The following is a 24687-nucleotide window of genomic DNA, read 5'->3' as shown; positions in this document are numbered from 1 at the left end:
GATATAGGTATGTTATCGCCGCTATAAAAAATAATCAGAAATTGAATAACAGCAGCATTTGTTCTTAAGATCAGGAAAGGCACCATCATAAAACTGAAACTATATGGCCTGAAACTATATGGCGTGCCAGACGCCTTGCAAGTGCCATTATGGTCAGTATGGGTGGAGCGCCAGGCGCCTCTGGCAGCACACTCGCATCGGCCACAAAGAGGCCCTCAATGGAGGTTTCCAGGTTCTCATCAACAACCTCCCCCAGGGAAGCGGTACCTCCAGGGTGGGCCCCCCTGGGTCCCGTGGACCTCAACGTGCCTGCCCCAACACCGGCCCGTGAGAGTATGCTCCCTGCAATGGCTGCACCCCCTGAGAGGAGACTGATGTCCCTGCCGGTGTGGTGCTTGACAATCCTGTCGGCCTCCACACGCCCAGATCTCTCATCGGCTATCTTAACCATGATACCCAGGACGTTCCTCCTATCATCCTCAGGGAACAGGAGGGTTGAGAAGTGGGGTGAGAGTATAACACCATCAAGTTCTATGAGGGCGTTCATCTGGACCTCATCACAGAACCCCACCCCCTCAAGTATGCCCCCCACGGTCACAAAGGTGTCCATGAAGAGTCCGTTACCTGCATCTATACCCGCCCTCATGAGTATCCTGGGGGTTTCGATGGCCCCGGCTGCCAGCACAACCGTTTCATCATGGAAATCTCCCCGGGATGTTTTCAGACCCGAAACTGATCCATTTCTGACAATTATGTTCTTTGCCTCGGTTTCTTCAATGAGAACAGCTCCGTGTTCAATTGCCTCATCAAGGAATCTCCTTGCAGACCACTTAGCAGCCCTCGGGCATCCGAATGAGCACTTACCGCAGGGCCTGCATTTATCAGGGTCTATGAATTTAGGCATCTTCCTTACACCGAGACCCAGGGATTCTGCAGCATCCATTATCAGGGCTGTGCCTCTACCTGTGTGGGTGTCTGGAAGCTCCCCTACCCTGAGTTCAGCCTCAATGGCATGGAGGTCCTCTGTTATGTCAACCCCATAGTCCTTAAGGGTGTTCTCAAGGACCCTGACGGCGTTTCCTGCAGCGACAAGGGTTGACCCTCCAGCGCAACTTGTCCTCAGGATATCCACATCGGGGGCTTCATCATAGCACAGGAATGCATCAGAATCCTTAACACAGGGCCCCCTCTCAATTACAGTAACGTCAATGCCCCGGATGGCAAGTTCCCTTGCAAGGGTTGCACCCCCAGCACCGGAGCCAACCACAAGGACCATGATAGTTCCCTCTTTTCAGCTATCAATCAAGCAACACTATTGCCCTTGTGGGGCAGGAGTTTACACAGAAGCTGCAGCCGATACATTTCTTGTCATCGAGGACTATCTCCCAGTCATCCTCGATACATATGGCGCCAACCGGGCAGAGGGATACGCAGGCACCGCAGTCCATGCACTTCTCACGGTCCTTCTTAACGACCCTCACTGCCGGGTGCACCTCTATACCGGCCTCCTCTATAAAGTCTATCCCCTCCCTCTCCTCGGGGCCGCTGATCTCAACAAGCATCTTACCCCCGCGGGGTGTGATGTTTGCCCTCAGGATGTTGAACTCGATGTCATACTTCTTTATGGCTTCTGATATTATTGACTTGTTAACAATGTTCGGTGAGAATTTAAGCCAGGCCTTCATATTGATTCTCCCCTGTTATCAACTTTCCCTATTAACCTTGAAATGTCCTCCGCGGTCACTATACCCTTAACGCGGTTTTCATCATCAACTATGGGTAAACTTGAAATGTTATACTTATCTATACGTCTTGCAACAACGTCTACGGGCTCATTTTCCCTTGCAACAACCACCTTGCGGGTCATGATATCCTTGAGTTTCCTCTTACCCCTTGCCACCGCGTCCGCGATGTCCCATGATGTTACGATACCCCTCAGGACGCCCTCACTGTCAACGACGGGTATGTGGTTTATGTTATTGTCAACCATCTTCCTGGCCACATCCTTAAGGTCGTCCTCCTGGTGGGTTATGATGACCGGTTTGCTCTCAAGTTCCCGCACCATGATGGAGGGTCTTCTTATCTCAAGGGGTCGGGTGGCTGATCTTGAGGGTAGGCGCTTAACTGGCTCTGTGAGCAGGAAGTCGCCCCTTTCAATCCATGATTTGAGTTCCTCTGCAATCTTAAGGGCCCTCCTGATTGAGGAGAGTGGTGATGCCGGGACCTCCATGCCATTTATCTCAATCTTCCCTGATTTGAGCTCCTTATAATTGGTCTCCTTCACCACGGGCCTTGATCTCCCTGGTACACCATAATCAATGACCCTGCAGACTATATCCTCATCTGATATTCCTGTTGAAGCCGCTATGTCCTCGTTGAGTACTGGTATGGGTATCCCTGCACCCACGTAGAGTGTTGGGCCGTACCTGGGCATTGTGGCTCCCCTCACATATTCAGGATCCATCTCCTTCATGTTACCCTTCAGCATGAGGGTGCCTGATGGGGAAACAGGTACGCCATTTCTCCTTTCAGCCTCTGTTGAGTGCTGGGTACCCTCCCCCACTATGTAGCCCTCTGCGCCGCAGAGGAATATCCTTGTGCCGACACCTATGGTCTGGAAGTAGGGGTCATTGAGGAGGGGGCTGAGTTCCCCTGCACTGGAGTAGGTGACGTTTCCATAGTTGGGGAGCAGTGTTCCCATGTAGGTGTAGAGTGTCTCCTGTGTGGAGTTGACCGCTACTGCATAGTTCTGGTAGCAGTTCCTCGGGTTAACCATGACCGCCTGGTTTATGGTCTCAAGACTTATGAGGGTCTCAACATTCTTAAGGGGGTAGCAGTCTGTTCCATAGGCCTCTGCCACCAGTTCAACCTCCTTCCCCCTTATAAGGTCCTCTATTACATGTGAGCCCCCATAGTCAAGCCCTATGTCCGGGTCACGGTTTGGCTGTGTTGCGCCTATGTAGGCGTCAACTGCCGCGAGTCCAGAGTAAGCCTCAACACCATTGAGGTAGGTCCTTGACATCTTTATGGGAGGATCTGAGTGTCCGAAGTTGAGGAAAGCGCCTGATGAACACATAGCACCAAATGTACCTGTTGTAACAACATCAACTTCCTTTGCAGCGTCCATGGGGCCGTTTTCAGCAACTATCCTTGTCATCTCGGCTGCGGTGACAACCACAGCATCCCCATCCCTGATCTTCTGGTTTATCTCCTCAATTGTCTTCAATATACCACATCCGGTGCTATCTATAAAATGAACTGGTTACTGGTATATGGATGTTCATTTAAATATTTATTGAGTTCACAGAACCACTGCATGCGGGCTTCAGCGTGACATCAAAAGAATCATAAGCACCCACCTACAGAATTAATAAGAGAAACTTTTGAAGGCTGATAGGAAATGGAGATTGACACGGATTATCTTGGCAGCATACTCATGGACATAGAGGATAGGGTGGAATATGCAGATATAAGGGCTGGCACCTCCCGGACCAGTTCCATTCTGATGAAGGACGGTAAACTGCAGGAGGTTAAATCCGGGAGAGCCTCTGGTTTCAGGATAAGGGTACTGAGGAATGGTTCATGGGGATTTGCCTTTACAGATGAACCCTCCAGGCTCGGTAAAATGGCCCTTAAGGCCATAAAGATGGCCGGGTCCCTCAGGGGCGATGTCCGGGTGGGTTCAGGTGCCCCCTGTGTTGATAAAACCCGGGTACGGTCATCCCGGCCGCCCTCAGATGTCCCGGCAGCTGAGAAGCGGGAGCTGGTATCAGATGCACACCATGCCGCATCAGTTGATGGTGTTGTGAGCACCACTGTGAGCTACGTTGACATGGAGAGCTCATCTGCCTTCCTGAATTCAGAGGGGTCACTCATTGAGATGGATGAGACCCGGGTCGCCCTCTTTCTAAACGCTGTTGCATCGGATGGCTCCGGGATACAGTTCGGCCATAAGAGCTGCGGTGGAACCGGCGGCTTCGAAATACTGGAGAGGGAGGACATTGAAGAGCTCGGTCGCAGGACCGGCGAAAAGGCTGTCAGGCTCCTCAAGGCGAGTCCACCGCCATCAGGACGCTTTGATATAGTAACTGACCCCGAACTTACGGGTGTATTCATACATGAGGCACTGGGGCATGCAGCAGAGGCGGACCTCATACTCCAGGGTGACTCAATACTCGAGGGTAAACTGGGGGAGAAGATTGCCTCTGAGGGTGTTACCATCATCGACGACCCTACGATTGATGGTTTTGGGAGTTACAGCTACGATGCAGAGGGTGTGAGGGCCACTGAAACCGTTCTAGTGGAGAACGGCGTCCTCACTTCACTCCTTAACTCCAGGGAAACAGTCTTCAAACTTGGTCTTGAACCATCAGGGAATGCCCGTTCAGCCATAGGGGACCAGCCCATTGTCAGGATGAGCAACACATACCTCAAACCAGGCGATTTATCCTTCGATGAACTCATAGAGGATATCCGGAATGGTGTCTACCTGAGGGGTTCAAGGGGGGGTCAGGTGGATACCGGTAAGGGTATCTTCCAGTTCAATGCTGCCGAGTCATTCCGTATACAGGATGGTGAAATTGCAGAACCCGTGAAGGATGTCTCCCTCTCAGGAAACGTCCTGGAGACCCTCAAAAATGTTGACGGGGTCGGTTCAGACTTCAGGCTGGGGATCGGCTTCTGCGGGAAATCCGGGCAGAGCGTCCCTGTGGGCGATGGGGGCCCCCACGTGAGGATAAGGAATGCCATGGTGGGTGGAACATGAAGTACGCGCCATTATCCAGGGATGAAGGTAGAATTCTTGTTAAAATCGCGAGGATGGCCATAGAGGAGCACCTGCGTGGATCAGAAAACCTCAGACTCCCTGATGACCTTCCTGATGTTTTCAGGGAAAAGAGAGGAGTTTTCGTTACACTTGAGAAGAACGGGAATCTGAGGGGATGTATAGGTTATCCAGAACCTGTGAAACCCCTTATCGATGCCCTTGTTGAGGCCGCCATATCTGCTGCGACAGGTGACCCCAGGTTTCCCCCTGTTAAACCTGAGGAACTCGGGGATATAGATGTTGAGGTTAGTGTGCTGACACCGCCAGAGCCCCTTGAGGTTGAAAGCCCCGCAGATTACCCCAGCCTCATAAGGGTCGGTGTCGACGGTCTGATCGTTGAGAGGGGATGGGCCAGGGGACTTCTCCTTCCACAGGTCGCCACAGAGTGGGGCTGGGACGCTGAGGAGTTCCTCTGCAACACATGTATGAAGGCGGGTCTTCCGCCGGACTGCTTCTATGACCCTGAAACCAGAGTCTACAGGTTCCAGGCCCAGATATTCCATGAAGATGATTAAAGTTCATGCTGAAGCTAATTACTCATGAGGGGATTAAAGATATCCCCGCACATTAAAGATAAATAGATCCGCAGAAGTTACAGGTTTAATGAGAGTGATTTTATGATCATACCCACAGTTCCAACAACAGATGAACTTCTTGATAAGGGATTCCGGAGGGCCAGGAAGGCCGCGTCCCTTAAACGGAGTTCAAAGATTCCTGGCCAGAAGAAGGCCAAGGTTATTGAGTCAACACGTGTCCAGACAGCATGTCAGGTCATAAGGGACCGGTTGAAGATGATAATCCAGAGAATACCTGATATAGAGTCCCTCCCAGAGTTCTACCAGGACTACATAGACGTGACTGTGGGGGTGGATGAACTCAAAAAATCCCTCGGGGCACTTAACTGGGCTGTTGGAATACTTAACCAGCTGGAATCAGATTACATGACCCGTATAAAACGTTCAAAACCGTCTGATGCATCCCGTCTTAGGCGGGAGGCCTTCGGCAGGATATCGTCAGTGATAAAGAGGATCGATGGCGACCTTGACTTTCTCGACTTTGCAAAGAATAAGTTGAGGAACATGCCCACAGTGGACCTTGACGCCTTCACGGTCGTTATAGCAGGCTTCCCCAACGTTGGAAAATCCACGCTCCTAAGGACCCTCACCGGCGCAGAGCCCGAGGTGGCAGATTACCCCTTCACCACCAAGGGGATCCAGATAGGTCACCTTGAGCGGAAATGGAAGAGGATACAGGTTATAGACACACCGGGGCTCCTGGACAGGCCGGTTGAGGATATGAACAACATAGAACTCCAGGCCATGGTCGCCCTTGAGAACATAGCAGATGTGATAATGTTCATCTTTGACGCCTCTGAAACATGTGGATACACCCTTGAAAGCCAGTACAGCCTTTACCTCGGCATAAGGAGCGTCTTTGACATCCCCATTGTCACGGTCTTCAACAAGATGGACCTTGCAGAAAATGTTAAGTATCTGGAAGAATATATTAATAGGGTTGAAGATCCACTGAAAGTTTCTGCATTCGAGGGCAGAGGGGTCTCCAAGATAATAAAAAAACTGGAGGGGTTATATGAAAAAGAAACTCGAAAAGCCCATGACAATGTTTGAGAAAAGAAGGCTGATGGCTGAGAAGATGATGGAAGACATGATAAAGAACATGAGGGAGATGCAGAAAGAGTTTGAGAAGAAGATCTCAGAGTACGCAGAGAACATCCCCGAAAAACTCAGCATGGACGTCATGGAAACAGATGATGCCATAATCATCAAAACCGACCTTCCAGGTGTTAAGAAGGAGGACATCAACATAGAACTGACCGAAAACACCATATCCATATCAGCAGTCTTTGAGGAGGAAGTCGAAATCGAAGAGGCCGATTTCATCAAGAAGGAAAGGAAGTACGGTGAAGCAAAAAGGGAGATGAGGCTACCTGAAAAGATCAGGGTCGAAGATGCTAAGGCCAAATTTGAAAACGGTGTCCTCACAGTTGAACTTCCAAAGGTTGAGGTCAAAAAGAAACAGACCCTAAAGGTGGAATAAAACCACCAAACTCATTTTTTCAGGAGAATCCGTGAAAAGCGAAGGTTGAATGGAAACCGCCAGCAGCTCATCTGGAGATCATATAAACTGCTCACTGACCCTCCTAATTTTACAGCTTACCTGAGATATAAGAAAACAGCTCTATAGAATCACACAGAACCCCCAGCAAGGTGCAGGGCTGGATATGGGAAAAAACTATATAAATAACCCTTACACAGGCACCTAACAACCATTTTTACAGGACCGTGAGTTCTCTGAATAGTTTTAGGCTATGCCCTAGTCTCAGATATTCTTCATCGGATGCCATCTAATGTACATCTGTGTTCTCTGAAGCAGAACATTGAGGTCAGCACTGCTGGTCCTGCCAAAAAATGTGCTGGAGGGGGCTAGTATCTCACCTTACCTATGTGCCTAGTACTGCCCGGGTCCTCCCCGTTGAAATGGGCGAGGTAGTACACGAACCATTCAAGGGGAACTGCAAGTACAAAGGGTGACAGGAGTCCGTTAAGGTCAGAGTAATCTGACATCCGGAATACAAGGTTCTCAACGCCCAGGTTCTCACAGAAACGCAGGGCCCTCTCTGTCAGCTCATCACCCGGCAGCCCCGATTCAAGGAATATAACCGGGACCCCCTCCTCAACCCTTTCAATGAGTCCATGTCTGAATTCTCCGGAATACAGTGGACAGGCATGCTTCAGGGCACCCTCCATGAGCATCGTCATGGCGAGTTTGTAGGCCAGTCCATAGTTAGGACCGCTCCCCATACAGTAGAATATATCCTCACCGGCATATTCCTCTGCAAGATCCCTGCACTCAACCTCTGTTCTCCTCAGCAGATCCTCAACCTCACCGGGTAGTTTCTCAAGTTCTCCCATTATCTCATCTGATTTTTCATCACTGTACATACCGAAAAGTATCCTGTAGAGGGCCAGGAGCTGTGTCATGTAGGTCTTGGTGCCGAGTATTGCCTCCTCACGTCCGCATCGGGTCACTATGGTCTCCATGGATTCAGATGCCATGGTACTGCCGGGTTCATTGGTTATGGTAACGGTTCTAAGTCCGAGTTCATTCGCCCTCCTGAGTGCTGCGAGGGTATCTGCGGTCTCACCCGACTGTGAGGTGAATATGACCGCAGAGTCACTGTAATCGATCTGTCTGTGATAGTAGAACTCATAGCCAGTCATAACATCCATGTTTATCTCATAGTTCATGGCGATTGCGTCCCTTGCACTGTAACAGGTCGAAAGTGAACTGCCACACCCAACAAGGTATATACGTCTGCATTCAAGGATTTCATCGGATATATGTGCCATTCTGTCCCCTTCAGACTTCAGGGTCCTCCTAAGAGACTCTGGCTGCTCCATGAGTTCATTGAACATCTTATACTTCATCTTATATCCCCTTTAAACCTTTATATTCCCTGAGTATCCTGATGGCAAGCTCTGCAACTTCAACAGCATCCCGGCCGGTGAGTACTATCATGGGCTCCTTACCCCATGCACCCCTGTGGTATATGACGTCTGGAGGGGACTCTGAGTTCCTGAGGGCCTCCTCAACACCCCATGGTATGCTGCCCCCCTCAGTATCCCTCACACTGTCAGGTTCCCTGCTACGGTCATAGGATGAGACCACAAGACCCATATCCTCACATATACTGATTATACTCTCATCAAATTTAATATTAAGTGCACTTCTCCTCGCCGGGAGGTGTTCATTAAGGGCTATTATGAAGCGGGCCATGTGCGAGGAAGCCCCGTATTCAGGGTCGCGGCACGCGAAGGCCCTTCCCTGAAACTCAGTGATCCTCCCCGGGACCGCAACAACATCCTCTGGACCGCAGGGATTACTCCTCGCCATTACAATATTTGACCTCACCTCAGGTATGAGGATTCCGAAGTCCTCTGCAGAGGAGATCATCTCAAGAGCCCTTCTAACATTTTCTATCTCCATGATCATCACTCAAGAGAATATTTACAGTAAAAGAATTATATGTGGATCAGTAATTTATAATTATAATCTTGAGGTGTTCACATGGAGAAGGTAAAGGAATTCAGGGGTATAAAGGAGCATCTCGGTGTATTCCGGGAGGCAGTTAAGGATGCTGAGAGAATAGGCTTTGCAGGAGTTCCCGGGGTATGCACACCCTTCGCCCAGCTATTCGCATACGCTGTGCGGGATAAGGATAACATATTCATACCCAACACAGATTTCAGTAAGGCCAGGAAGCTCGAATTAACTGAATATGGTGTTGAACTCGGCGAAATAAGCCCTGGGAAGGTGGATGTCCTTGTACTCCTCGGGGGTCTCTCAATGCCGGGTATAGGCTCAGACATCGAGGATGTTAAAAAACTGGTTGAAGATGCCCTGGAAGAAGGAGGGGAGCTTATGGGGCTCTGCTACATGGACATGTTCGCCAGGGCTGGCTGGTACGAGCTCCTTGACTTTGACTGTGTCATCAATGCAGACATAGATGGTTACGTCCTCAGGGGCTGAGGGGTTTACTTGTCCGGTGCTCTGAAAGAAAATCCCGGTAAGCCCTCTGAAGTTGAATACACCCACTTCAAGGACCTGCAGGCCCTGGAAATGGAGAGGGGACGGCTCTACGAGACCATCGTCGTGACCTGGGACGGTTCAATGGTGGGGAACGCGGCCCCCATAGGTGTGCTATGCACCGGTGAAGATACAGTGACACTCTATCTCTATCAGGGGACCCGTACAGTGGAGAATGTGCTGGATAATGGGCGTTTCACCGTTAACGTGACCCTTGACCCCCTCATATTCACCGATTCAACACTGGGTGACCTTGATGAGGACATGTTCAGCCATTACAGGGATTTCCTTCACCTCAGGGGTGCCGATGCATTCTTCACTGCAGAGGTTGTCTCTGTGAAGAAGCTGGTGAAGAGGGACCGGTTCGGTGAGTCAGAACTTCATGTTGTGAAGGCCCGTGCAGGTGATGTTATGAGGGCTGAAAGCTTCAGGATGGTCCTCAACCGTGGCATATACGCTGTTATTGAGTCACTGATAGCCTATACGCGAGCTGAATTTTCAGACCCTCTGGTCCTCAGGGAGAGGATCGCTGAGATGAACAGGGTTGCAAGGAAGGTCGGGGGCCCCAGGGAGAAGGAGGCCATGAGGAGGATAATCCAGGCCCTTGAATCAAAGATATCATGAGATTGCCGCCCCATGAAAAGTAACTAACACCTATCAGGGCACGAGAACATCCACAGAAAAGTAACTGACCACTATCAGGACACGAGAACATCCACAAATTCAAATTTCTCAACATCAAAGAGACCCCTATCCCCTATCTTCAGCCTGGGGATGACGAGGAGCGAGAGGAAGGACATGGTCATGAAGGGTGCGCTGAGGCGTGACCCGAGCTGTTCAGTGAAAGTGTTGAGGTTCTCAAATCCATCTGCAACCTCAAATACGTCCCCATCTGACATCAGACCTGCCACAGGAAGCTGAAGGACCCTGTGATCATCCTCTGCGACCGCCACAAGACCCCCTCCTGCTTTTTTAAGTATATCAACCGCCCTCTTCATCAGCTCAGGATCCACTCCCACCACGATCAGGTTGTGTGAGTCATGGGCAACCGTTGATGCTATTGCCCCCTCCTGGAGACCGAATCCATGGACGAAGCCGCTGGAGATATTACCCCTCCCGTACCTGTCAAGGACAGATACCCTGAGGATATCTGAGGACGTGTCGGCCTGCACAGCGCCGTCCTCAACTTCCAGGGTTGCAACTGACTCTTCAGTTATGAGCTGGCCGTCCAGTACGTCTATGACCCTCACAGTGGCCTCATCACCCTCAGCCCTAAAATCCAGCCTCTCAACTGGAAAATCAGGCACTTCAAGTTTCCGGGGGGGTGCCCTGGTTCCCCCACGTCTCTTGATGAGGTATCTTCCCTCCTCTGCAACCGGTCTGCCATCTATGTAGACCCTCTTAACGTTGAAGTCCCTGAGGCTGTCAACCACCACGAAGTCAGCATCCCATCCAGGCGCTATTGCCCCTGTGCTGAGACCGTAGTGCTCCGCAGGGTTTATGGTGACCATCTGCACAGCGCTTACAGGGTCAATACCATAATCAACCGCCCTCCTCAGTATTCTGTCCATGTGCCCCTCCAGCAGGTCGGCGGGGTGGATGTCATCGGATACCAGGAAGTCACACCCTGCAGCGGCAAGGTCCCGGAGGTTCCTCGCGCTTGATCCCTCACGTGCCATTATCTTCATTCCAAGTCTCCTCTTCTCAAGGACCTCCTCGGGGCTCACACATTCATGATCAGTGGATATCCCCGCCCCTATGTAGGTGCACAGTTCATCCCCCGAGAGGAGGGGGGCATGTCCATCAACCGGCATGTTAAGGTCCCTTGCAGCCTCTATCTTAGCCATGACCCCATCATCACCGGCTATGACTCCCGGGAAGTTCATCATCTCGCCGAGGGCCACCACTGAATCCATTCTGAGTAGTTCCTCTATCTCCCTCGCTGTGATCTCTGCCCCGGCAGTTTCAAAGGGGGTTGCGGGTACACATGATGGTGCTGTGAAATAGAATTTCATTGGTGTCGCTGCAGCATCATCTATCATGAACCTCACACCATCCACACCCATGACGTTTGCTATCTCATGGGGGTCCGATATGGTTGAGACAGTGCCATGGGGTATGGCTGCCGCTGCGAATGAGGATGGTGTGAGCATTGAACTTTCAATGTGCAGGTGGGCGTCTATGAAGCCAGGGAGGATTATAACAGAAAAGTTTCCGCTGATGCTTCGAACACACCTCACCCTTCCACCGGCCACCTCTATCTCAGCAGGGTAGATGTCGCCGGTGAAGACGTTGAGGATGTTCCCCCTTATCATTCAATCCCCCAGGCCGTTCATCTTCTTGATTTCGTGGAGGAGGATGGGTATGAATGCACCCACATCTGTAACCACGCTCACAGCCTGGGAGCTGCCCCTGTCAGAGAGCTTTGTAACGGTTGCAGGGTTTATATCCACGCATATTGTTTTAACGCGTGAGGGGAGTATGTTGCCGGTTGCGATGGAGTGGAGCATGGTGGCTATCATTATGACCATATCCAGGTCCTGGACGTATTTCCTCATCTCATTCTGGGCCTCCATCACATCGGTTATGACATCAGGGAGTGGTCCGTCATCCCTTATTGAACCGGCAAGCACAAAGGGCACATCATTCTTTACGCACTCATACATTATCCCGGATTTTAGAACGCCCTGCTCCACAGCATCCCTTATTGAACCGGCGCGGTTTATCTCATTTATCGCGTTTATATGGTGTCTGTGGCCCCTGCTCACCGCCTCACCCCTATCTATATCAACTCCGAGGGAGGTCCCGTAGAGTGCGCATTCAATGTCATGGGTTGCCAGGGCGTTTCCTGCGAACAGGACGTCTATGAATCCCAGACGTATCATCTCTGCAATGACAGGGGCTGAGCCTGTGTGTACGATGGCTGGTCCACCGACTAGACCTATCCTGCCGCCTCTCTTTTTTATCTCTGTTATTTCAGATGCGATCTTCTTTATTGTGGTCACGAGGGGCTTCTCACTCGACACTTCACTGCCCATGAATTCGAAGACGCCCTGCTTTCCCCTGGGCCTCTCGGGGGGGACAACCTTTATGCCCTCCCTTCCAACAACCACAAGGTCCCCCTTCTTTATCTCCCTGATGGGTTTGCACCGGGCTGTTCTGCTCTCCGGGTCAACCACTATCATGCAGTCCATCTCTATTCCCTCAACCTCCACCCATTCACCGCCATGGTAGATGAAGGTCTGATGGTTGGTGGTGGAGTAGAAGTCGTCAGGCAGAACCCTGTCCATGGGTGCCCTCTGGAGTTCAGCCTCCTTTATTTCTGCTATAGATGCCCCTATCTCACCCAGTTCATCCAGTATCTGGTTAAGTAGTGAGGGCGTCTCCGCCTCAACGAGTATCCTTGCATGGCTTGGATCCGATTTTCTCTTACCTATATCGATTTCAAGTATCTGGAAGTCCCCGCCCATATCCATTATTATATCAAGGGCCCTGGGGAGTATTAGACTGTCAATTATATGACCCCTGAGCTCCACCTCTCTTGTATTCATGATAACACCACTTGAGACTGATCATTAAGTGGTTGGCCTCCAAGATATATAAAATCTGCTGGGGCCATTGCTGAAATAGGAGGGATTAACTGAACTCAGATGTGACACATGGAATGTAAAAGGAACAGAGGGGACTTGATGGATTCAGAGGAGTGTTAGAAGGTCGTAGATTATCTTGGCGGCGTTTACAGATGTTGGGTCAGCCAGGCCGCCCGATGCGACCTCAACCACATCAAGGCCCACCACATCCTTACCTGAGAGTGCGAGGACAAGTTCCTCCATGATGTGGGGTGTGAGTCCGGCGGGTGCCGGGTTACCCACAGATGGAGCATAGGCGGGGTCAAGGACATCCATGTCCACCGAAATGTAGACCTGGCCCCTGATACCATCTATGAGTTCAATGGCGCCGGCAGGGTTCCCCATGACCTCATGGGCCATGCAGAACCTGACACCCTCCTCCCCTGCAAATTCCGCCTCCTCTGCTGATGCTGATCTGATCCCTATCTGTACTATCTCAGCTCCAAGCTCATGGATCCTCCTCATGACGGTGGCATGTGAGTACCTTTCTCCGGCGTAGGTATCTGCCAGGTCCATGTGGGCATCCAGGTGAACCACTGTCAGGGAATCATGTTCAGGCAGATTCTCGATCACCGGGAGGGTGACCGTGTGCTCACCGCCAATTATGAGTGGTTTAAGGCCCATATCCAGGACTTCAGACACAGAATCCCCTATGAAACCCGCGGTTTTGATGAAGTTGCCAGGGGAAACCTCAATGTCTCCAAAATCAAAACTTTTAATCTCTACATTCTCTGAAAAACGCAGGTTGTATGCTTCGAAGCTGTATGATGCCTCCCTGACAGCCATTGGTCCGAAACGTGCCCCCGGCACATAGGTTGTCGTGGAATCGAAGGGGACTCCCATTATTCCAAAGGAGAGTTCCGGGATCCTTTCAGGGTCTGTGGTGGAAAAAGCAAATTTAAGTGGCTCATGGGTGTGAAGAAGCATTTCAGGTGTCCTTCCAGAACTGTAAAAAGGAGATTGGTGGGGGGTTTACCCCTTGGTCCTCATGAGTTTCCTCTGGCCGAGGGCCTCGATGTACTCAACCTCAACACCCTCAACCAGCTGTTCACTCAGTTCATCAGGTATTGGTGTTTCAAAGGTCTCATAGGTTTCAAGGTCCATTAACTGGACGTCTCCACCCATTATGGCAATGACCTGAGCTGTCCTCTTGTCTATTATAGGTATGTCCACCTTTGAATCGACTGGCTTAACGAAGCTCCTCTTCTGGTTGTCGAAGATCCCCACAGCTTCCACACGGGCCTTCGCTGATCCGTGTTTCCCGGGGGATGATGTTGAGATGTTTGTGATCTTTGATGCCTCTCCATCAATGATCACGTACTTTCCAACCTTAAGCGTTTTAACTTCAACCACTTTCTTTGACATTAATCTTACCTCCTGTTAGAATGAGTGATGTGGGACTTCAATGTATATCTATTAATTCAGTGGACATTATATAAAAGCTTTATAGGAATTCAGTAAGCTGATTATGGTGATTGTAATGAAGGTTGCTATAACATCAGGTGCCGCAGAAGGACCCACAAAGCTCAATGCCTTTGACAACGCACTCCTGGAGGCTGGAATCGGAGACGTGAACCTGATAAAGGTTTCAAGCATACTCCCAAGGAACACGAGGATAGTGGAGCTTCCGGAGCTTGAACCCGGATCAATGGTGAACTGTGTCCTCTCACAGATGGTTTCAGAGAGAAGGGGTGACCTCATATCTGCTGCGGTCGCTGTGGCCACCTCCAGTGACTTCGGGTGTGTCGTTGAGAACTCCGGCGTCAACAGGGACCCTGAGGATGTGAGGAGTGAAGCCATCTCAATGGTCAGATACATGATGTCGGTGCGGGGCCTTGAAATAAATGAATTAATAGTAGAAGAGACAAATCATGTTGTTGAGAAATGCGGTGCTGCTGTATCTGCCGTCGTATATCTTGATTGAACTCAGGAAGGGGGTTTCATGGAGGAATCGGATATTTACTACTGGAAGGGTGTTGCCGTGAGAATGGCCGAGCAGGTCGAAAGGGCCGTATCTCCCCTTGTAGGGACGGAAGAAGCAGGGGAGATAATCAAGATGGGGGCCGATGGCACACCCACCAAGCTCATAGACCTCGTTGCAGAGGATGAAGCCGTTGGTGTCCTTGAGAGTACAGGGAGGCCCGTCACAATAATAAGTGAGGAGATAGGTGTCCTCCACATAAACAGGGAGGGGGATGAACCCGGGATAATCTTCGTTGTGGACCCCCTGGACGGTACAAGCAACGCCATAAGGAACATACCCTTCTATGGTATATCAGTGGCTGTGGCAGAACGCCACCCCGACGGTGCAGCCCCAACCCTTAAAAACGTCCTGATGGGCTTTGTTAAGAACTTCGCCACGGGGGACCTCTACTGGGCAATAAAGGGCCAGGGTGCCTTCCTCAATGAGAAACCGATAAGCTCATCCTCACAGAGCTCCCTCGACAGGACATCCCTGGGGGCCTTCATATATGGTACGCGCTTCAGGAGGGTGGACAGCATCTGCAGGGTGATCCGGAGGATGCGTATCCTGGGATCCGTGGCCCTTGAACTGGCCTACGTTGCAAGCGGTTCCTACGACGCCTTCATGGACCTGAGGGAGAATCTCAGGATAGTAGACATAGCAGCATCCAAGCTCATTGTGGAGGAGGCAGGCGGTGTGGTGACCAATGAGAGGGGTGGAGAAATAGACGGCCTTCTGAACGTTAAGGCAAGAACATCCCTTGTTGCCGCCGGAAACCTGGAGCTCCACGAGAAGATAATGCAGACCCTGGAGGTCATATGATGCACATAGGGATAATAGCCCGTTTTGATGTTGCAGAGGCCGTTGAAATCGCTGAAAGGGTGGCCTCATTCCTCCTGAACAGGGGGGTTGAAATTACGGTTGACCTCAAGCTCACAGAGGAACTCCCACAGCTGAGGGAATACGGTGAGGACATAAGGAACATGGAAGCAGACATGATACTCACCATCGGCGGGGATGGGACAATACTCAGGACCCGGAGCCTCATCGAGGATAAGGAGATACCGATACTCGGTATAAACATGGGGACAGTTGGTTTTTTAACTGAGGTTGACCCTGAAAATGTATTCTCAGCCCTTGAAGCTGTCCTCAGGGGCGAATACGCCGTTGAGAAGAGGACCCTCCTGAGTGTCTACCACAATGGTGAGCTGCCCTCAGCCCTCAACGAGGTCGTGCTCATGACACGCAGACCAGCTAAGATGCTGCATATAGAGATATCTGTTGATGATGAGGTGGTTGAGGAGCTACGCGCCGACGGAATAATCATAGCAACGCCAAGCGGCTCAACAGCGTACTCGATGTCAGCAGGGGGCCCCATTGTCGACCCCAGAGTTGAAGCATTCCTCATAGTGCCGATATGTCCCTTCAAGCTCAGCGCAAGACCCCTGGTGGTTTCAAACAAGAGCGTAATCCAGGTTAAACTCCTCAGGAAGGGTAAAAAGGCCATCGCCGTTATCGACGGCCAGTATGAGGAGGAGATCAACCACATGGATGAGGTCATATTCAGGAAGTCGGAACGAAAGGCCCACTTCGTGAGGCTCAGCAAGGACTTCTACAGGAAGGTCCGTGAAAAACTCATAGAGGGCGGAATAGACTCTATAAAGGGTTAAAGGTTGTGTCCATGAAATTTAACATTTCAAGGCCCCTCGTGACTGACCTCACACATGGCGGTGTCACCATTGCCCTGGAGATGAGGAAACACTTCCCTGAGGTCATGGCCTGGGACTTTTACGGCACACTCGATGATGATGACCGTAAAATGCTCATTGAAAAAGGGGTTGATGTTGTTGAAGGACCGGTCAATGGCTCCACAGTAATAGCGCCGGTCCACTGCCCGGTCCGATCAGATTTAACCCACCATGAGATAACCGGCTGGCTCCTAGCTTCCTGGAGGAGGGAGAAGGGTGTGCCGGTGGTGGAGGTGACCGGTGTTAAGGGAAAAACCAGCACGGTATGGATACTCAGGAGCATCATGGGAGACCTTGAACCCCTGGTCCTCAGCAGCCTTGGATCCTGGGCCGGTGATGAACTCCTGCGGCGGGATATAAGCATAGCACCTGCCAGCATAATTGAGACCGTGAACCTTGCAGAGCACCATGATTACGGTGCAGCCATCTTTGAGGTCTCCCTGGGTGGGACCGGCCTGGCAGATGTGGGGGTTCTAACAAACATAGCCGAGGACTACGGAATAAGGAGGGGTACCTCAAGGGCCAGCAGGGCTAAGGAGCAGATATTCAGAAGCCGGCTGGTCTGCTGCGAATACAGGGCCTTCTGGAGGCACTACAGCAGATTCCAGGAGAGGACAAACACCTTCTCAGTGAGGGACGCTGAGGCCACACTCCACGTGGATGATGTGAACTACGGCCTTGAGTCAACAGAGGCCACACTAGATGCCACCGGGCTTAAAACCCTTGCCGGGGACCGTCTGGATGCAGAATTCCGGATTGAAACCTTTGCACCGGCAGAACACCAGCTCTCCAATGTCCTTGCAGCTGCAAGCGCCGCCCTGACCCTCGGGTTTGATGTTGAGGATGTTCAGAGGGGTGTTAAGGACTACCAGGGAATTCCAGGAAGGACCTCCATGAGACAGCTCAAGGGCACCACCATAATAGAGGAGATAAACCCGGGGCTCAACGTGCGGGCCATAGACTACACCCTGAAGATGGCCATGGAACTTCCAGATCCCATCATCATACTCGGGGGAAGGTACGGGGTTACCTGTGAGGAGATAGATGAGGCCCGCCTCTCCGAGACACTCAGCAATTATGACCTTAAGTTCATATTCACCGATGAACTGGGGTACAGTATAATGAGGAGATCCGGCATGGATGGCATCTACTTTAAAAACCCGGAGGATGCCCTCAGGGTCGGGCTAAATCATCGTACAGTCGTTCTCATTTACCGCTCAGATTATGGTGACCTTACAAAAAGGTAAAAACCGGTGGTAGCCATAATTATGTGATTTTTAATAAACTGGAGTTTTTGAAAAGTTATATAATAGGATACAATAAATTTCTCAAATGATTAACGTTTACTGGAGATGATTCATTGATAGCCGGAACAAGGGGGAGTCGCCTGGCGCTGGTCCAGACGAACCATGTCATCGAGATGCTCAGTGAAGTCTGCAAAGACAAAATCGAGAAGAAGATCATAAAGACAAAGGGCGACAGGATAAGGGATTCCCAGCTCTACAGCATGGACTCAAGGGGTCTATTCACAAGGGAACTCGACATGGCGGTCCTGAATGAGGAGGTGGACCTCGCAGTCCACAGCCTGAAGGACGTCCCCAGCGACCTTGACCCTGACCTTGCCATCGCAGCCGTGCCCCCAAGGGAATCACCTGCAGAGGTCCTGGTATCCCGCCTTGACTGGGAAGATCTCCCCCCAGGTTCCAAACTTGGAACCAGCAGTCTACGCAGGGAAGCATTCTGCAACCATCACCAAAAAAATTTTAAGATGGAGCCCCTAAGAGGAAACATAGATACAAGGATAAGGAAGGTTATGGATGGCGAGGTCCATGCAACCATAATGGCCGAGGCAGGATTAAAACGTCTCGGACTGGAGGAGCACATTAAAAGAAGGTTCCCTCTGGAATACTTCACACCTGCCGCCGGTCAGGGAGCCCTCGCAGTTATAACCAGGGCTGACAGTGAATTGATAAGCTCCATTGGAAGAATAACCCACCATCCATCCCTGCAGGAGGTCACCGCTGAGAAGACTCTCCTCAGGGAGCTCGGTGCAGGTTGCCAGTGTCCCCTGGGTGTCATAGGAAGGGCCACTGGAAACCAGCTAACCCTCTACGCTGTTCTTCTAACCAGAGAAGGTGAGATGCTCAGAAAGGTAACCATTAGGGGTCCTCTTGCTGAAGCAGAGGATATAGGTAAAAAAGCTGCCAAAGAAATGGAGGATTATATTTGAGACAGATAAATGTGGGTGTAATCGGCGTTGGAGCCATGGGTTACAACCATGCCAGAGTTTACTACAGACTTAAAAATGCAAATCTTGTGGCTGTATCAGACATCATGAAGGGAACACTTCAGAAGGTCGCCAACAAGTATGACACCGTTGGATACGTGGACTATGAGAACCTGCTGGAGATACCTGAGATAGAGGTTGTCAGTGTCTGCGTGCCAACCACCCACCATTACAGTGTGGTCATGGATGCCCTTGAACACGATAAACACGTCCTCGTTGAGAAGCCCATCGCATTCACCTTTGAAGAGGCAGAGGAGATGGTGAAGACGGCGCGCAAAAGGGGGCTGAAGCTGGGCACGGGTCATGTTGAAAGGTTCAACCCCGCCGTTCAGAAGGCCAAGGAACTCATTGAGAATGATGTGATAGGTGACGTGGTATCTGCATCAGCAAAGAGGGTGGGGCCATTCCCTCCCAGGATAAAGGACGTTGGAGTCACCATCGACCTCGCCATACACGACCTCGATGTGATGCACTACCTCTTCAGCGAACCGGTTTCAGAGGTCTACGCTGTTATGGGAAGCATACTCGAGAAGTGTGAGTACGAGGACCATGCCGAGATAATGACCAAGTTCAAAAGTGGAATCACCGGGATACTCGAGGTTAACTGGCTCACACCCTACAAGAGAAGAAAGCTGGCCATCACAGGTACAGATGGAATAATCAACGTTGACTACATAGACCAGAGGCTGGATGTCTATGGTAAATTCGCCCAGGACGTGGATATAAAACATGAGGAACCCCTGAAGAATGAGATCAAATCATTCCTCATGTCTGTTATAAATGATGAGGAGCCTGAAATAACAGGTGAGGATGGTATATACGCCCTCAGGACTGTGCTTGCAGCCATAAAGTCTGCGAGGGAGCACAGGCCCGTGAAGGTTAATGGTGATATTTGAGGTGCTTGTATGGAAAATGAACTTATAAGGAAGGCCCGGGAACTCAGGAGCAGGGGATTTACAACAGGGGAAATTGCAGATGAACTTAACGTGTCTAAGGACACTGCAAGATGGCTTACACTTCAAACCACAACCTCTGTTTCCAGGAAGGAGGCCCCCGTGGATTTTGCAATCAACTGGGAGAGCCTGGGGGGCAGTTCATCCCGCATGAGGTATGTTTCAGCCGCCATGGCAGACATGGCCCTCAAGTACGGTGTTGCAGATGTTGTTCTTGGCATCGCCATAAGCGGTGTTCCCTTCGCAACGCTGATGGCCGATGTTATGGGCGCTGAAACTGGACTGGAGACATCACTTGCAGTTTTCCACCCTGTAAAGCACAGGAAGGATGAGGGTGCAGAGGGAGCCATAAGCAGTAACTTTGCAAAGGTGAAAGGCAAGAGGGTGGTTGTTGTTGATGATGTTATAACAAGCGGCCGGACCATAGCTGAGGTGGTTGAGGTCCTCAAGAACCATGGAGCAAAGCCCATAGCCGTCACTGTCCTCATAGACAAGAAGGGCATCTCCGAGGTTGGCGGTGTGCCGGTGGAGTCACTCATAAGGGTTAGCAGACTGGGATGATTTCCCTTCATCTAGTCTCCTAATCCTCTTGTCTCACCGGAAACTCCTTTTTTGTAATTTCCTTTAATAAAAACAGAATAAATAAGTCAAAGAACTAATTTTTTCTTATTCTCTGGTTTCAGATGTTCCTGAGAGAGATCCATTTATTCATCCAAACATCTCCATTCAGAACTGCAGGGCATTATCTGAAAATTAATCATGGATCTGACCGGTAAGATGGACATTTTTTTTCTGAGCTGGGGAGTATTGATAACCTTTCATCACCCCATAGTTAATACTATGACGGGTCATCTATATGAAACCGGATTTCTGAAAAAGGCGGTGTTTTTAAGGCAGTTGATTTTTGCCCTGAAAAATCTTTTCATCCACGGTGGTTTTCTTCCGGCGCTCTGGGGGCCCTCGCTTCTTCTGGTATCAACGGTTCTCCTTGAAAGTCGCTGCAGACCCTTAACCTGGGGGATATGCTTCATGCTGCCCCTTACAGTCTACGCCTACGATTACCTTGCTGACCTCGAGGGGGACTCCCTAACGAACTCTGATAGAGCAGAATTCAACCGTAGATGGGGTGAATGGCTGCTGGGAGCCTATGCAGGAGTCCTTCTGGCGCTGCTGCTTCTCTGCATGGATCCACTGATCATGGTCCTCACAGCTTCAATGTTCATTACTGGAATTCTCTACTCAAGATTCTTCAAGGGGCTCACGGCATACCTGACAGGATTCAAAAACATCTATCTGGGCCTTGTATGGAGTTCATGGACAACCATACCTGCAATGGGTGGCAGATCCCTCCCTGCACATATCCTTGTGTTCACATTCATATTCCTCAAGGTATACGTAAACACTGCCTTCAGCGACTACAAGGACGTTGAATCGGACGCCATGATGGGCCTCAAGACTCTCCCTGCGGTCTTCGGTGAAAATAACAGCTTAATGATACTGCAGCTCCTCAATGCGCTGGGTGCAGCCACCCTCAGCCTCGGAGTGCTCACGAGACTCATCCCCGGCATAGGTGCTGTTGCTGTTATCCTCTCATCATACACGGCCCTTTACCTGCATCTGAAGCCGGTCATGGATGTAAAAACAGCTACACTCATAGCGGATCTTGAGGGGCCCCTTCACCTCATTCTTTTGCTGGGGGGTCATGAGGGTTAAATTTCAGATTCCACAGAATAAGCGTCCCCGACATGACAAAAAAGGGGTCTGAACTACGGTGAATCACAGAATTGTCAAGAATCAGGGGCGGTACCTCAGTATCGCCCCTATGCCCCCAAAGGCCCTCAGAAGCTGCATTCCTTCCTCGGTCTCAGTTGATATGATTTCAACCTCGGTTCCGACCTCCTCGGCCATCTCAACGAGGTCGTCGATCATGTCCCTCCTATCTGAGAGTCTCATCTGATCGTTGCAGCTGGGACAGGTTTCAGTATCAGGAAGGTCCCTGCCCGTCTTCTCCATCCTGTGTCCGCAGGATGCACACTCGTAGGTCCCCCTCTGGTACTTAAGGTCCTCTGAGAGAAGAAGAACCTCAACAGCACCCATCTGGAGGTGCTGTCGAACCTCCCTTTCACCGTAGGATGCGAGTCCATCCTCATTTATGAGTTCCCTGAGGAATCTCTGGACAAGTTTCTTCTCCCTCATAACATCTATTTCACTTAAAACATCCATTGACTTGTCTATGACCTCCCTTATACCGAACTCCCCTGTGTAGGATGTGTCCACAGTCGTTATGACCTTCTTCTTCAGTTCATGGTGAAGGTAGTCGCCGTTGAGGAACTCCTCCTTTGTGTGACCCGGACCCCCGAGGATTATGCCCTTGAGGTCATCTATCTGGAGGAAGGCCTCATTCATGTGTTCCCCTATCCTCTTGAGGAACTCATGGGCTGCAAGGTCTATGAGCCTGTCGAACCTCCTCTGGGACTGTCCACCGGCCTTGTGTTTACCTGGAACCCCACTGGTGAGTGTCTTGAGTATGTCTATCCTCTTACCCTTCAGGGTTGCGATGGTGGCCTCCTTCCTGTCAAGGACTGCAAGGCCATAGGTTTCCTTCTCCTCAAGCATCTCCCTCAGTGGTTCAAGGTAGAACTCTGAGTTACAGTGGTATATGTATGTCTTGATGGGTTCAGGTGGCTCGAATACGTAGGTCTCCATCTTCTCTGTACCCGGGCCTCCCCTGGGAACCATGCCGACGAACATGACGAGCCCCTTCTCGGGTGGTTTCGGGAATAGTTTGAGCCTCTGCATTATAACCTCAATGGCTGACTGGACGTTCTTCTTCGTCTGTTTGCTCTTTATGTTGGCACTCTGGCTCAGTTCCTCCCTCATATGCTTTGCAACGTCACTTATCTGCCGGTCAGGGGGTATGTATACCGATACGAGTTCCGTCCCCCTGCCCCTCTTGTCTGAGAGTTCCTGGAGGGTCCTCTTGAATTCGAAAAGCTCCTTTGATGATGGTTCGCTCACTATGAATCACTCCTCATGAAAATGATAAAATAAACTGTAAATGTATATGGGGCGGGGTGATTATAAAGTTTACTGGATGGTGGGAAAAAAATGTATAAATGGATTCCACCATAACTCGAAAGGAAGAGTCAACTGATTTTATGGTGGACCGTTATGAGAATCGTGATTACCATTGGAGGATCAATCATCATAAGTGAATTCTCCCATGAGATGTTCAGGGCCTATGCTGACATTCTGAATTCACTGAGAGATGAACATGATCTCTTTGTGGTTGTGGGGGGAGGAAGACCTGCCCGTGACTACATAGGAGTTGCCAGGGAACTGGGAGCCAGCGAGGCCCGGTGCGATGATATAGGTATTGATGTGACCCGCCTGAATGCCCGGCTCCTTATAACCGCCCTAGGTGATAGCGCCTACCCGGGGGTTCCAGAGAACTTCAGGGAGGCCCTCGAGGTTGCCGCGACCGGGAGGATAGTCGTGATGGGTGGCACCGAACCAGCCCACAGCACAGATGCTGTTGGGGCAATACTCGCTGAGACCGTTGAGGCGGACCTCATGATAAACCTCACCTCGGTGGATGGATTCTATGACAGGGACCCGGCTAAGTACCCTGACGCCAGGTTCTACCCTGAGATCACCGCCAGTGAGATGCTCGAACACCTCAGGGGCTCTGATGTGAGGGCGGGTACCTATGAATTCTTTGACCACACAGCCCTGCATATGATAAGGAGGTCAGGTATAAGGACCATGATCGTGAACGGTAACGACCCTGAAAATCTCCTGAGAGCCATTGATGGTGAGATAGGCACCACAGTTATCCCTGAATAAACCGCTAATTACTGATATCTGTAAGCAAAATTTAATGGAGGTAATAGTTATGGTTGAACCACACAAGCACTGCCCTGTATGCAGTACCCCGATACCCATGGATGAGGTAACCTGTTCAGAGAGGTGTCAGGAGATCCTCTCAAAAAACCAGCAGAGGGTCAGAAGGACACGTATGATATTCTACCTGGTATTCGCCCTCTTCATTGTGGTGTGGGTTGTACTTTCAATTAGAGGTTGAACCTTTTATGGGGATCTGAGTACAGCCACCCCGTAAACTATGAGGATTACACCCACAGCCAGACCCACAAACACCGGGTTGAATGAGAGTGCAGCCATGAGAATGTATATGACCCCAAAAATGGCACTCATTATACCCGCATTTCTTTTCAGGTAACTCTGGGAGCCTGCTGAAAGGATCAGCATGGCAGCCACCAGAAGAAGGATCCCTGTAACGTAAAGCCAGGCCCCTGCAAGTTCATTTATAAGGAAGACCCTGAAGGTCAGCATGAGGCCAACTGCCAGGGTTATAACCGCAAAGACCATCCAGAGCACGCCCACCTCCATGTACCTCCGCCCCCTGATGGCATTTGCGAGCATCCAGACCCCGAGGGCGGAAAGCACAAGGCCCGTCAGTATGCTTATGGCCGTCACACCGGAAACAGGTGATACCAGAAACACGATACCCAGAATAACCGAAAGGAGACCCATCCATTTTTTCAGCATCATCTCACCATTCTGTAATATGTTCATCTGATTTTATATATTTTGTTAATCTCTGCATTCCCTGACATGAAAAACCATCATTGATTATATATCCTGTTAATCCCT

The 24687-nt window shown here is 50.6% G+C and carries 27 protein-coding genes; 16 read left to right on the top strand and 11 right to left on the bottom strand.

Features of this window, described 5'->3' with window-relative positions; genetic code table 11:
* Positions 1-85: 85 nt before the first annotated feature.
* Genes C7452_RS02640 through C7452_RS02630 form a run of 3 tightly spaced genes read right to left on the bottom strand, consistent with a single transcriptional unit; the run spans position 86 to position 3226 of the window.
* Positions 86-1276, bottom strand: a complete 1191-nt coding sequence (locus tag C7452_RS02640) for an FAD-dependent oxidoreductase (RefSeq protein WP_115892135.1) — start codon at positions 1274-1276, stop codon at positions 86-88.
* A gap of 22 nt (positions 1277-1298) precedes the next feature.
* Positions 1299-1685, bottom strand: a complete 387-nt coding sequence (locus C7452_RS02635) for a 4Fe-4S binding protein (RefSeq protein ID WP_115892134.1) — start codon at positions 1683-1685, stop codon at positions 1299-1301.
* Positions 1682-3226 (bottom strand): homocysteine biosynthesis protein, encoded by a 1545-nt coding sequence (locus C7452_RS02630; RefSeq protein ID WP_115892133.1) that lies wholly within the window; start codon positions 3224-3226, stop codon positions 1682-1684. Before C7452_RS02630 ends, C7452_RS02635 begins: the two co-directional genes overlap by 4 nt.
* A 174-nt stretch (positions 3227-3400) precedes the next feature.
* On the opposite strand from C7452_RS02630, the gene C7452_RS02625 reads away from it, so the two are divergent.
* From C7452_RS02625 to C7452_RS02610, 4 genes are all read left to right on the top strand, one after another.
* Positions 3401-4765, top strand: coding sequence for a TldD/PmbA family protein (locus C7452_RS02625; RefSeq protein WP_115892132.1), 1365 nt, complete (start codon positions 3401-3403; stop codon positions 4763-4765).
* Positions 4762-5340, top strand: coding sequence for a TIGR00296 family protein (locus C7452_RS02620; RefSeq protein WP_115892131.1), 579 nt, complete (start codon positions 4762-4764; stop codon positions 5338-5340). Before C7452_RS02625 ends, C7452_RS02620 begins: the two co-directional genes overlap by 4 nt.
* 102 nt (positions 5341-5442) lie before the next feature.
* Positions 5443-6453 (top strand): NOG1 family protein, encoded by a 1011-nt coding sequence (locus C7452_RS02615; protein WP_115892130.1) that lies wholly within the window; start codon positions 5443-5445, stop codon positions 6451-6453.
* Entirely contained in the window at positions 6416-6883 is a 468-nt protein-coding gene (locus C7452_RS02610) for an Hsp20/alpha crystallin family protein (RefSeq protein ID WP_245942796.1), read from the top strand. The genes C7452_RS02615 and C7452_RS02610 overlap by 38 nt, the downstream gene beginning before the upstream one ends.
* Before the next feature lie 386 nt (positions 6884-7269).
* On the opposite strand, the gene C7452_RS02605 is transcribed toward C7452_RS02610, so the two are convergent.
* Both C7452_RS02605 and C7452_RS02600 read right to left on the bottom strand, forming a co-directional pair.
* On the bottom strand, positions 7270-8274 hold the full coding sequence (locus tag C7452_RS02605; RefSeq protein WP_115892129.1) for an SIS domain-containing protein: 1005 nt from the start codon (positions 8272-8274) through the stop codon (positions 7270-7272).
* Between the two features lies 1 nt (position 8275).
* Positions 8276-8833, bottom strand: a complete 558-nt coding sequence (locus tag C7452_RS02600) for a thiamine-phosphate synthase family protein (RefSeq protein ID WP_245942795.1) — start codon at positions 8831-8833, stop codon at positions 8276-8278.
* 81 nt (positions 8834-8914) lie between these two features.
* Here C7452_RS02600 and C7452_RS02595 point away from each other — a divergent pair, with 81 nt between their 5' ends.
* Complete coding sequence (locus C7452_RS02595) at positions 8915-9376, top strand: DUF2124 family protein (RefSeq protein ID WP_115892127.1); 462 nt, start codon at positions 8915-8917, stop codon at positions 9374-9376.
* Between the two features lie 9 nt (positions 9377-9385).
* A complete protein-coding gene (locus C7452_RS02590) occupies positions 9386-10057 on the top strand; it encodes a DUF447 domain-containing protein (RefSeq protein WP_115892126.1) in 672 nt (223 codons plus the stop codon).
* 74 nt (positions 10058-10131) lie between these two features.
* Here C7452_RS02590 and ade read toward each other — a convergent pair whose 3' ends face one another.
* The 4 genes from ade to eif5A form a co-directional block, all read right to left on the bottom strand.
* Positions 10132-11748, bottom strand: coding sequence for an adenine deaminase (gene ade / locus C7452_RS02585; protein WP_115892125.1), 1617 nt, complete (start codon positions 11746-11748; stop codon positions 10132-10134).
* The gene (locus tag C7452_RS02580; protein ID WP_115892124.1) at positions 11749-12984 is read right to left on the bottom strand and encodes an ornithine cyclodeaminase; all 1236 of its coding nucleotides are present in this window, start codon (positions 12982-12984) and stop codon (positions 11749-11751) included.
* 144 nt (positions 12985-13128) lie between these two features.
* Entirely contained in the window at positions 13129-13989 is an 861-nt protein-coding gene (gene speB, locus C7452_RS02575; RefSeq protein WP_115892123.1) for an agmatinase, read from the bottom strand.
* Positions 13990-14034: 45 nt separating this feature from the next.
* Positions 14035-14427 carry a translation initiation factor IF-5A gene (eif5A, locus tag C7452_RS02570; protein ID WP_010876502.1) on the bottom strand — a complete coding sequence of 131 codons (393 nt, stop codon included), beginning with the start codon at positions 14425-14427 and terminating at the stop codon, positions 14035-14037.
* A 115-nt stretch (positions 14428-14542) separates the two neighbouring features.
* On the opposite strand from eif5A, the gene C7452_RS02565 reads away from it, so the two are divergent.
* From C7452_RS02565 to C7452_RS02530, 8 genes are all read left to right on the top strand, one after another.
* A complete protein-coding gene (locus C7452_RS02565) occupies positions 14543-14986 on the top strand; it encodes a pyruvoyl-dependent arginine decarboxylase (protein ID WP_115892122.1) in 444 nt (147 codons plus the stop codon).
* 18 nt (positions 14987-15004) lie between these two features.
* On the top strand, positions 15005-15847 hold the full coding sequence (locus C7452_RS02560) for a bifunctional fructose-bisphosphatase/inositol-phosphate phosphatase (RefSeq protein ID WP_115892121.1): 843 nt from the start codon (positions 15005-15007) through the stop codon (positions 15845-15847).
* Positions 15844-16695 (top strand): NAD(+) kinase, encoded by an 852-nt coding sequence (locus C7452_RS02555; protein WP_115892120.1) that lies wholly within the window; start codon positions 15844-15846, stop codon positions 16693-16695. The genes C7452_RS02560 and C7452_RS02555 overlap by 4 nt, the downstream gene beginning before the upstream one ends.
* Before the next feature lie 11 nt (positions 16696-16706).
* The gene (gene cfbE, locus C7452_RS02550) at positions 16707-18020 is read left to right on the top strand and encodes a coenzyme F430 synthase (RefSeq protein ID WP_245942793.1); all 1314 of its coding nucleotides are present in this window, start codon (positions 16707-16709) and stop codon (positions 18018-18020) included.
* Between the two features lie 113 nt (positions 18021-18133).
* The gene (gene hemC / locus C7452_RS02545) at positions 18134-19003 is read left to right on the top strand and encodes a hydroxymethylbilane synthase (protein WP_115892118.1); all 870 of its coding nucleotides are present in this window, start codon (positions 18134-18136) and stop codon (positions 19001-19003) included.
* On the top strand, positions 19000-19956 hold the full coding sequence (locus C7452_RS02540; RefSeq protein WP_115892117.1) for a Gfo/Idh/MocA family protein: 957 nt from the start codon (positions 19000-19002) through the stop codon (positions 19954-19956). Before hemC ends, C7452_RS02540 begins: the two co-directional genes overlap by 4 nt.
* Before the next feature lie 9 nt (positions 19957-19965).
* On the top strand, positions 19966-20574 hold the full coding sequence (locus tag C7452_RS02535) for an orotate phosphoribosyltransferase-like protein (RefSeq protein ID WP_115892116.1): 609 nt from the start codon (positions 19966-19968) through the stop codon (positions 20572-20574).
* 336 nt (positions 20575-20910) lie between these two features.
* Positions 20911-21726, top strand: coding sequence for a UbiA family prenyltransferase (locus C7452_RS02530; RefSeq protein ID WP_245942792.1), 816 nt, complete (start codon positions 20911-20913; stop codon positions 21724-21726).
* 81 nt (positions 21727-21807) lie between these two features.
* Here the strand turns inward: C7452_RS02530 and prf1 are convergent, their stop codons facing one another.
* Positions 21808-23031 (bottom strand): peptide chain release factor aRF-1, encoded by a 1224-nt coding sequence (gene prf1 / locus C7452_RS02525; RefSeq protein WP_010876511.1) that lies wholly within the window; start codon positions 23029-23031, stop codon positions 21808-21810.
* A gap of 153 nt (positions 23032-23184) precedes the next feature.
* Between prf1 and pyrH the strand changes: the two genes are divergently transcribed.
* Together pyrH and C7452_RS02515 are read left to right on the top strand one after the other, a co-directional pair.
* A complete protein-coding gene (gene pyrH, locus C7452_RS02520) occupies positions 23185-23859 on the top strand; it encodes a UMP kinase (protein ID WP_115892114.1) in 675 nt (224 codons plus the stop codon).
* Between the two features lie 34 nt (positions 23860-23893).
* Positions 23894-24097, top strand: a complete 204-nt coding sequence (locus C7452_RS02515) for a DUF2116 family Zn-ribbon domain-containing protein (protein WP_010876513.1) — start codon at positions 23894-23896, stop codon at positions 24095-24097.
* 5 nt (positions 24098-24102) lie between these two features.
* Here C7452_RS02515 and C7452_RS02510 read toward each other — a convergent pair whose 3' ends face one another.
* Positions 24103-24582 carry a DUF308 domain-containing protein gene (locus tag C7452_RS02510; protein WP_245942790.1) on the bottom strand — a complete coding sequence of 160 codons (480 nt, stop codon included), beginning with the start codon at positions 24580-24582 and terminating at the stop codon, positions 24103-24105.
* Between the last annotated feature and the right edge of the window lie 105 nt (positions 24583-24687).

This window comes from Methanothermobacter defluvii, assembly GCF_003385755.1.
GTDB classification, from domain to species: domain Archaea; phylum Methanobacteriota; class Methanobacteria; order Methanobacteriales; family Methanothermobacteraceae; genus Methanothermobacter; species Methanothermobacter thermautotrophicus.
This window is presented reverse-complemented; position numbering and strand designations above follow the sequence as displayed.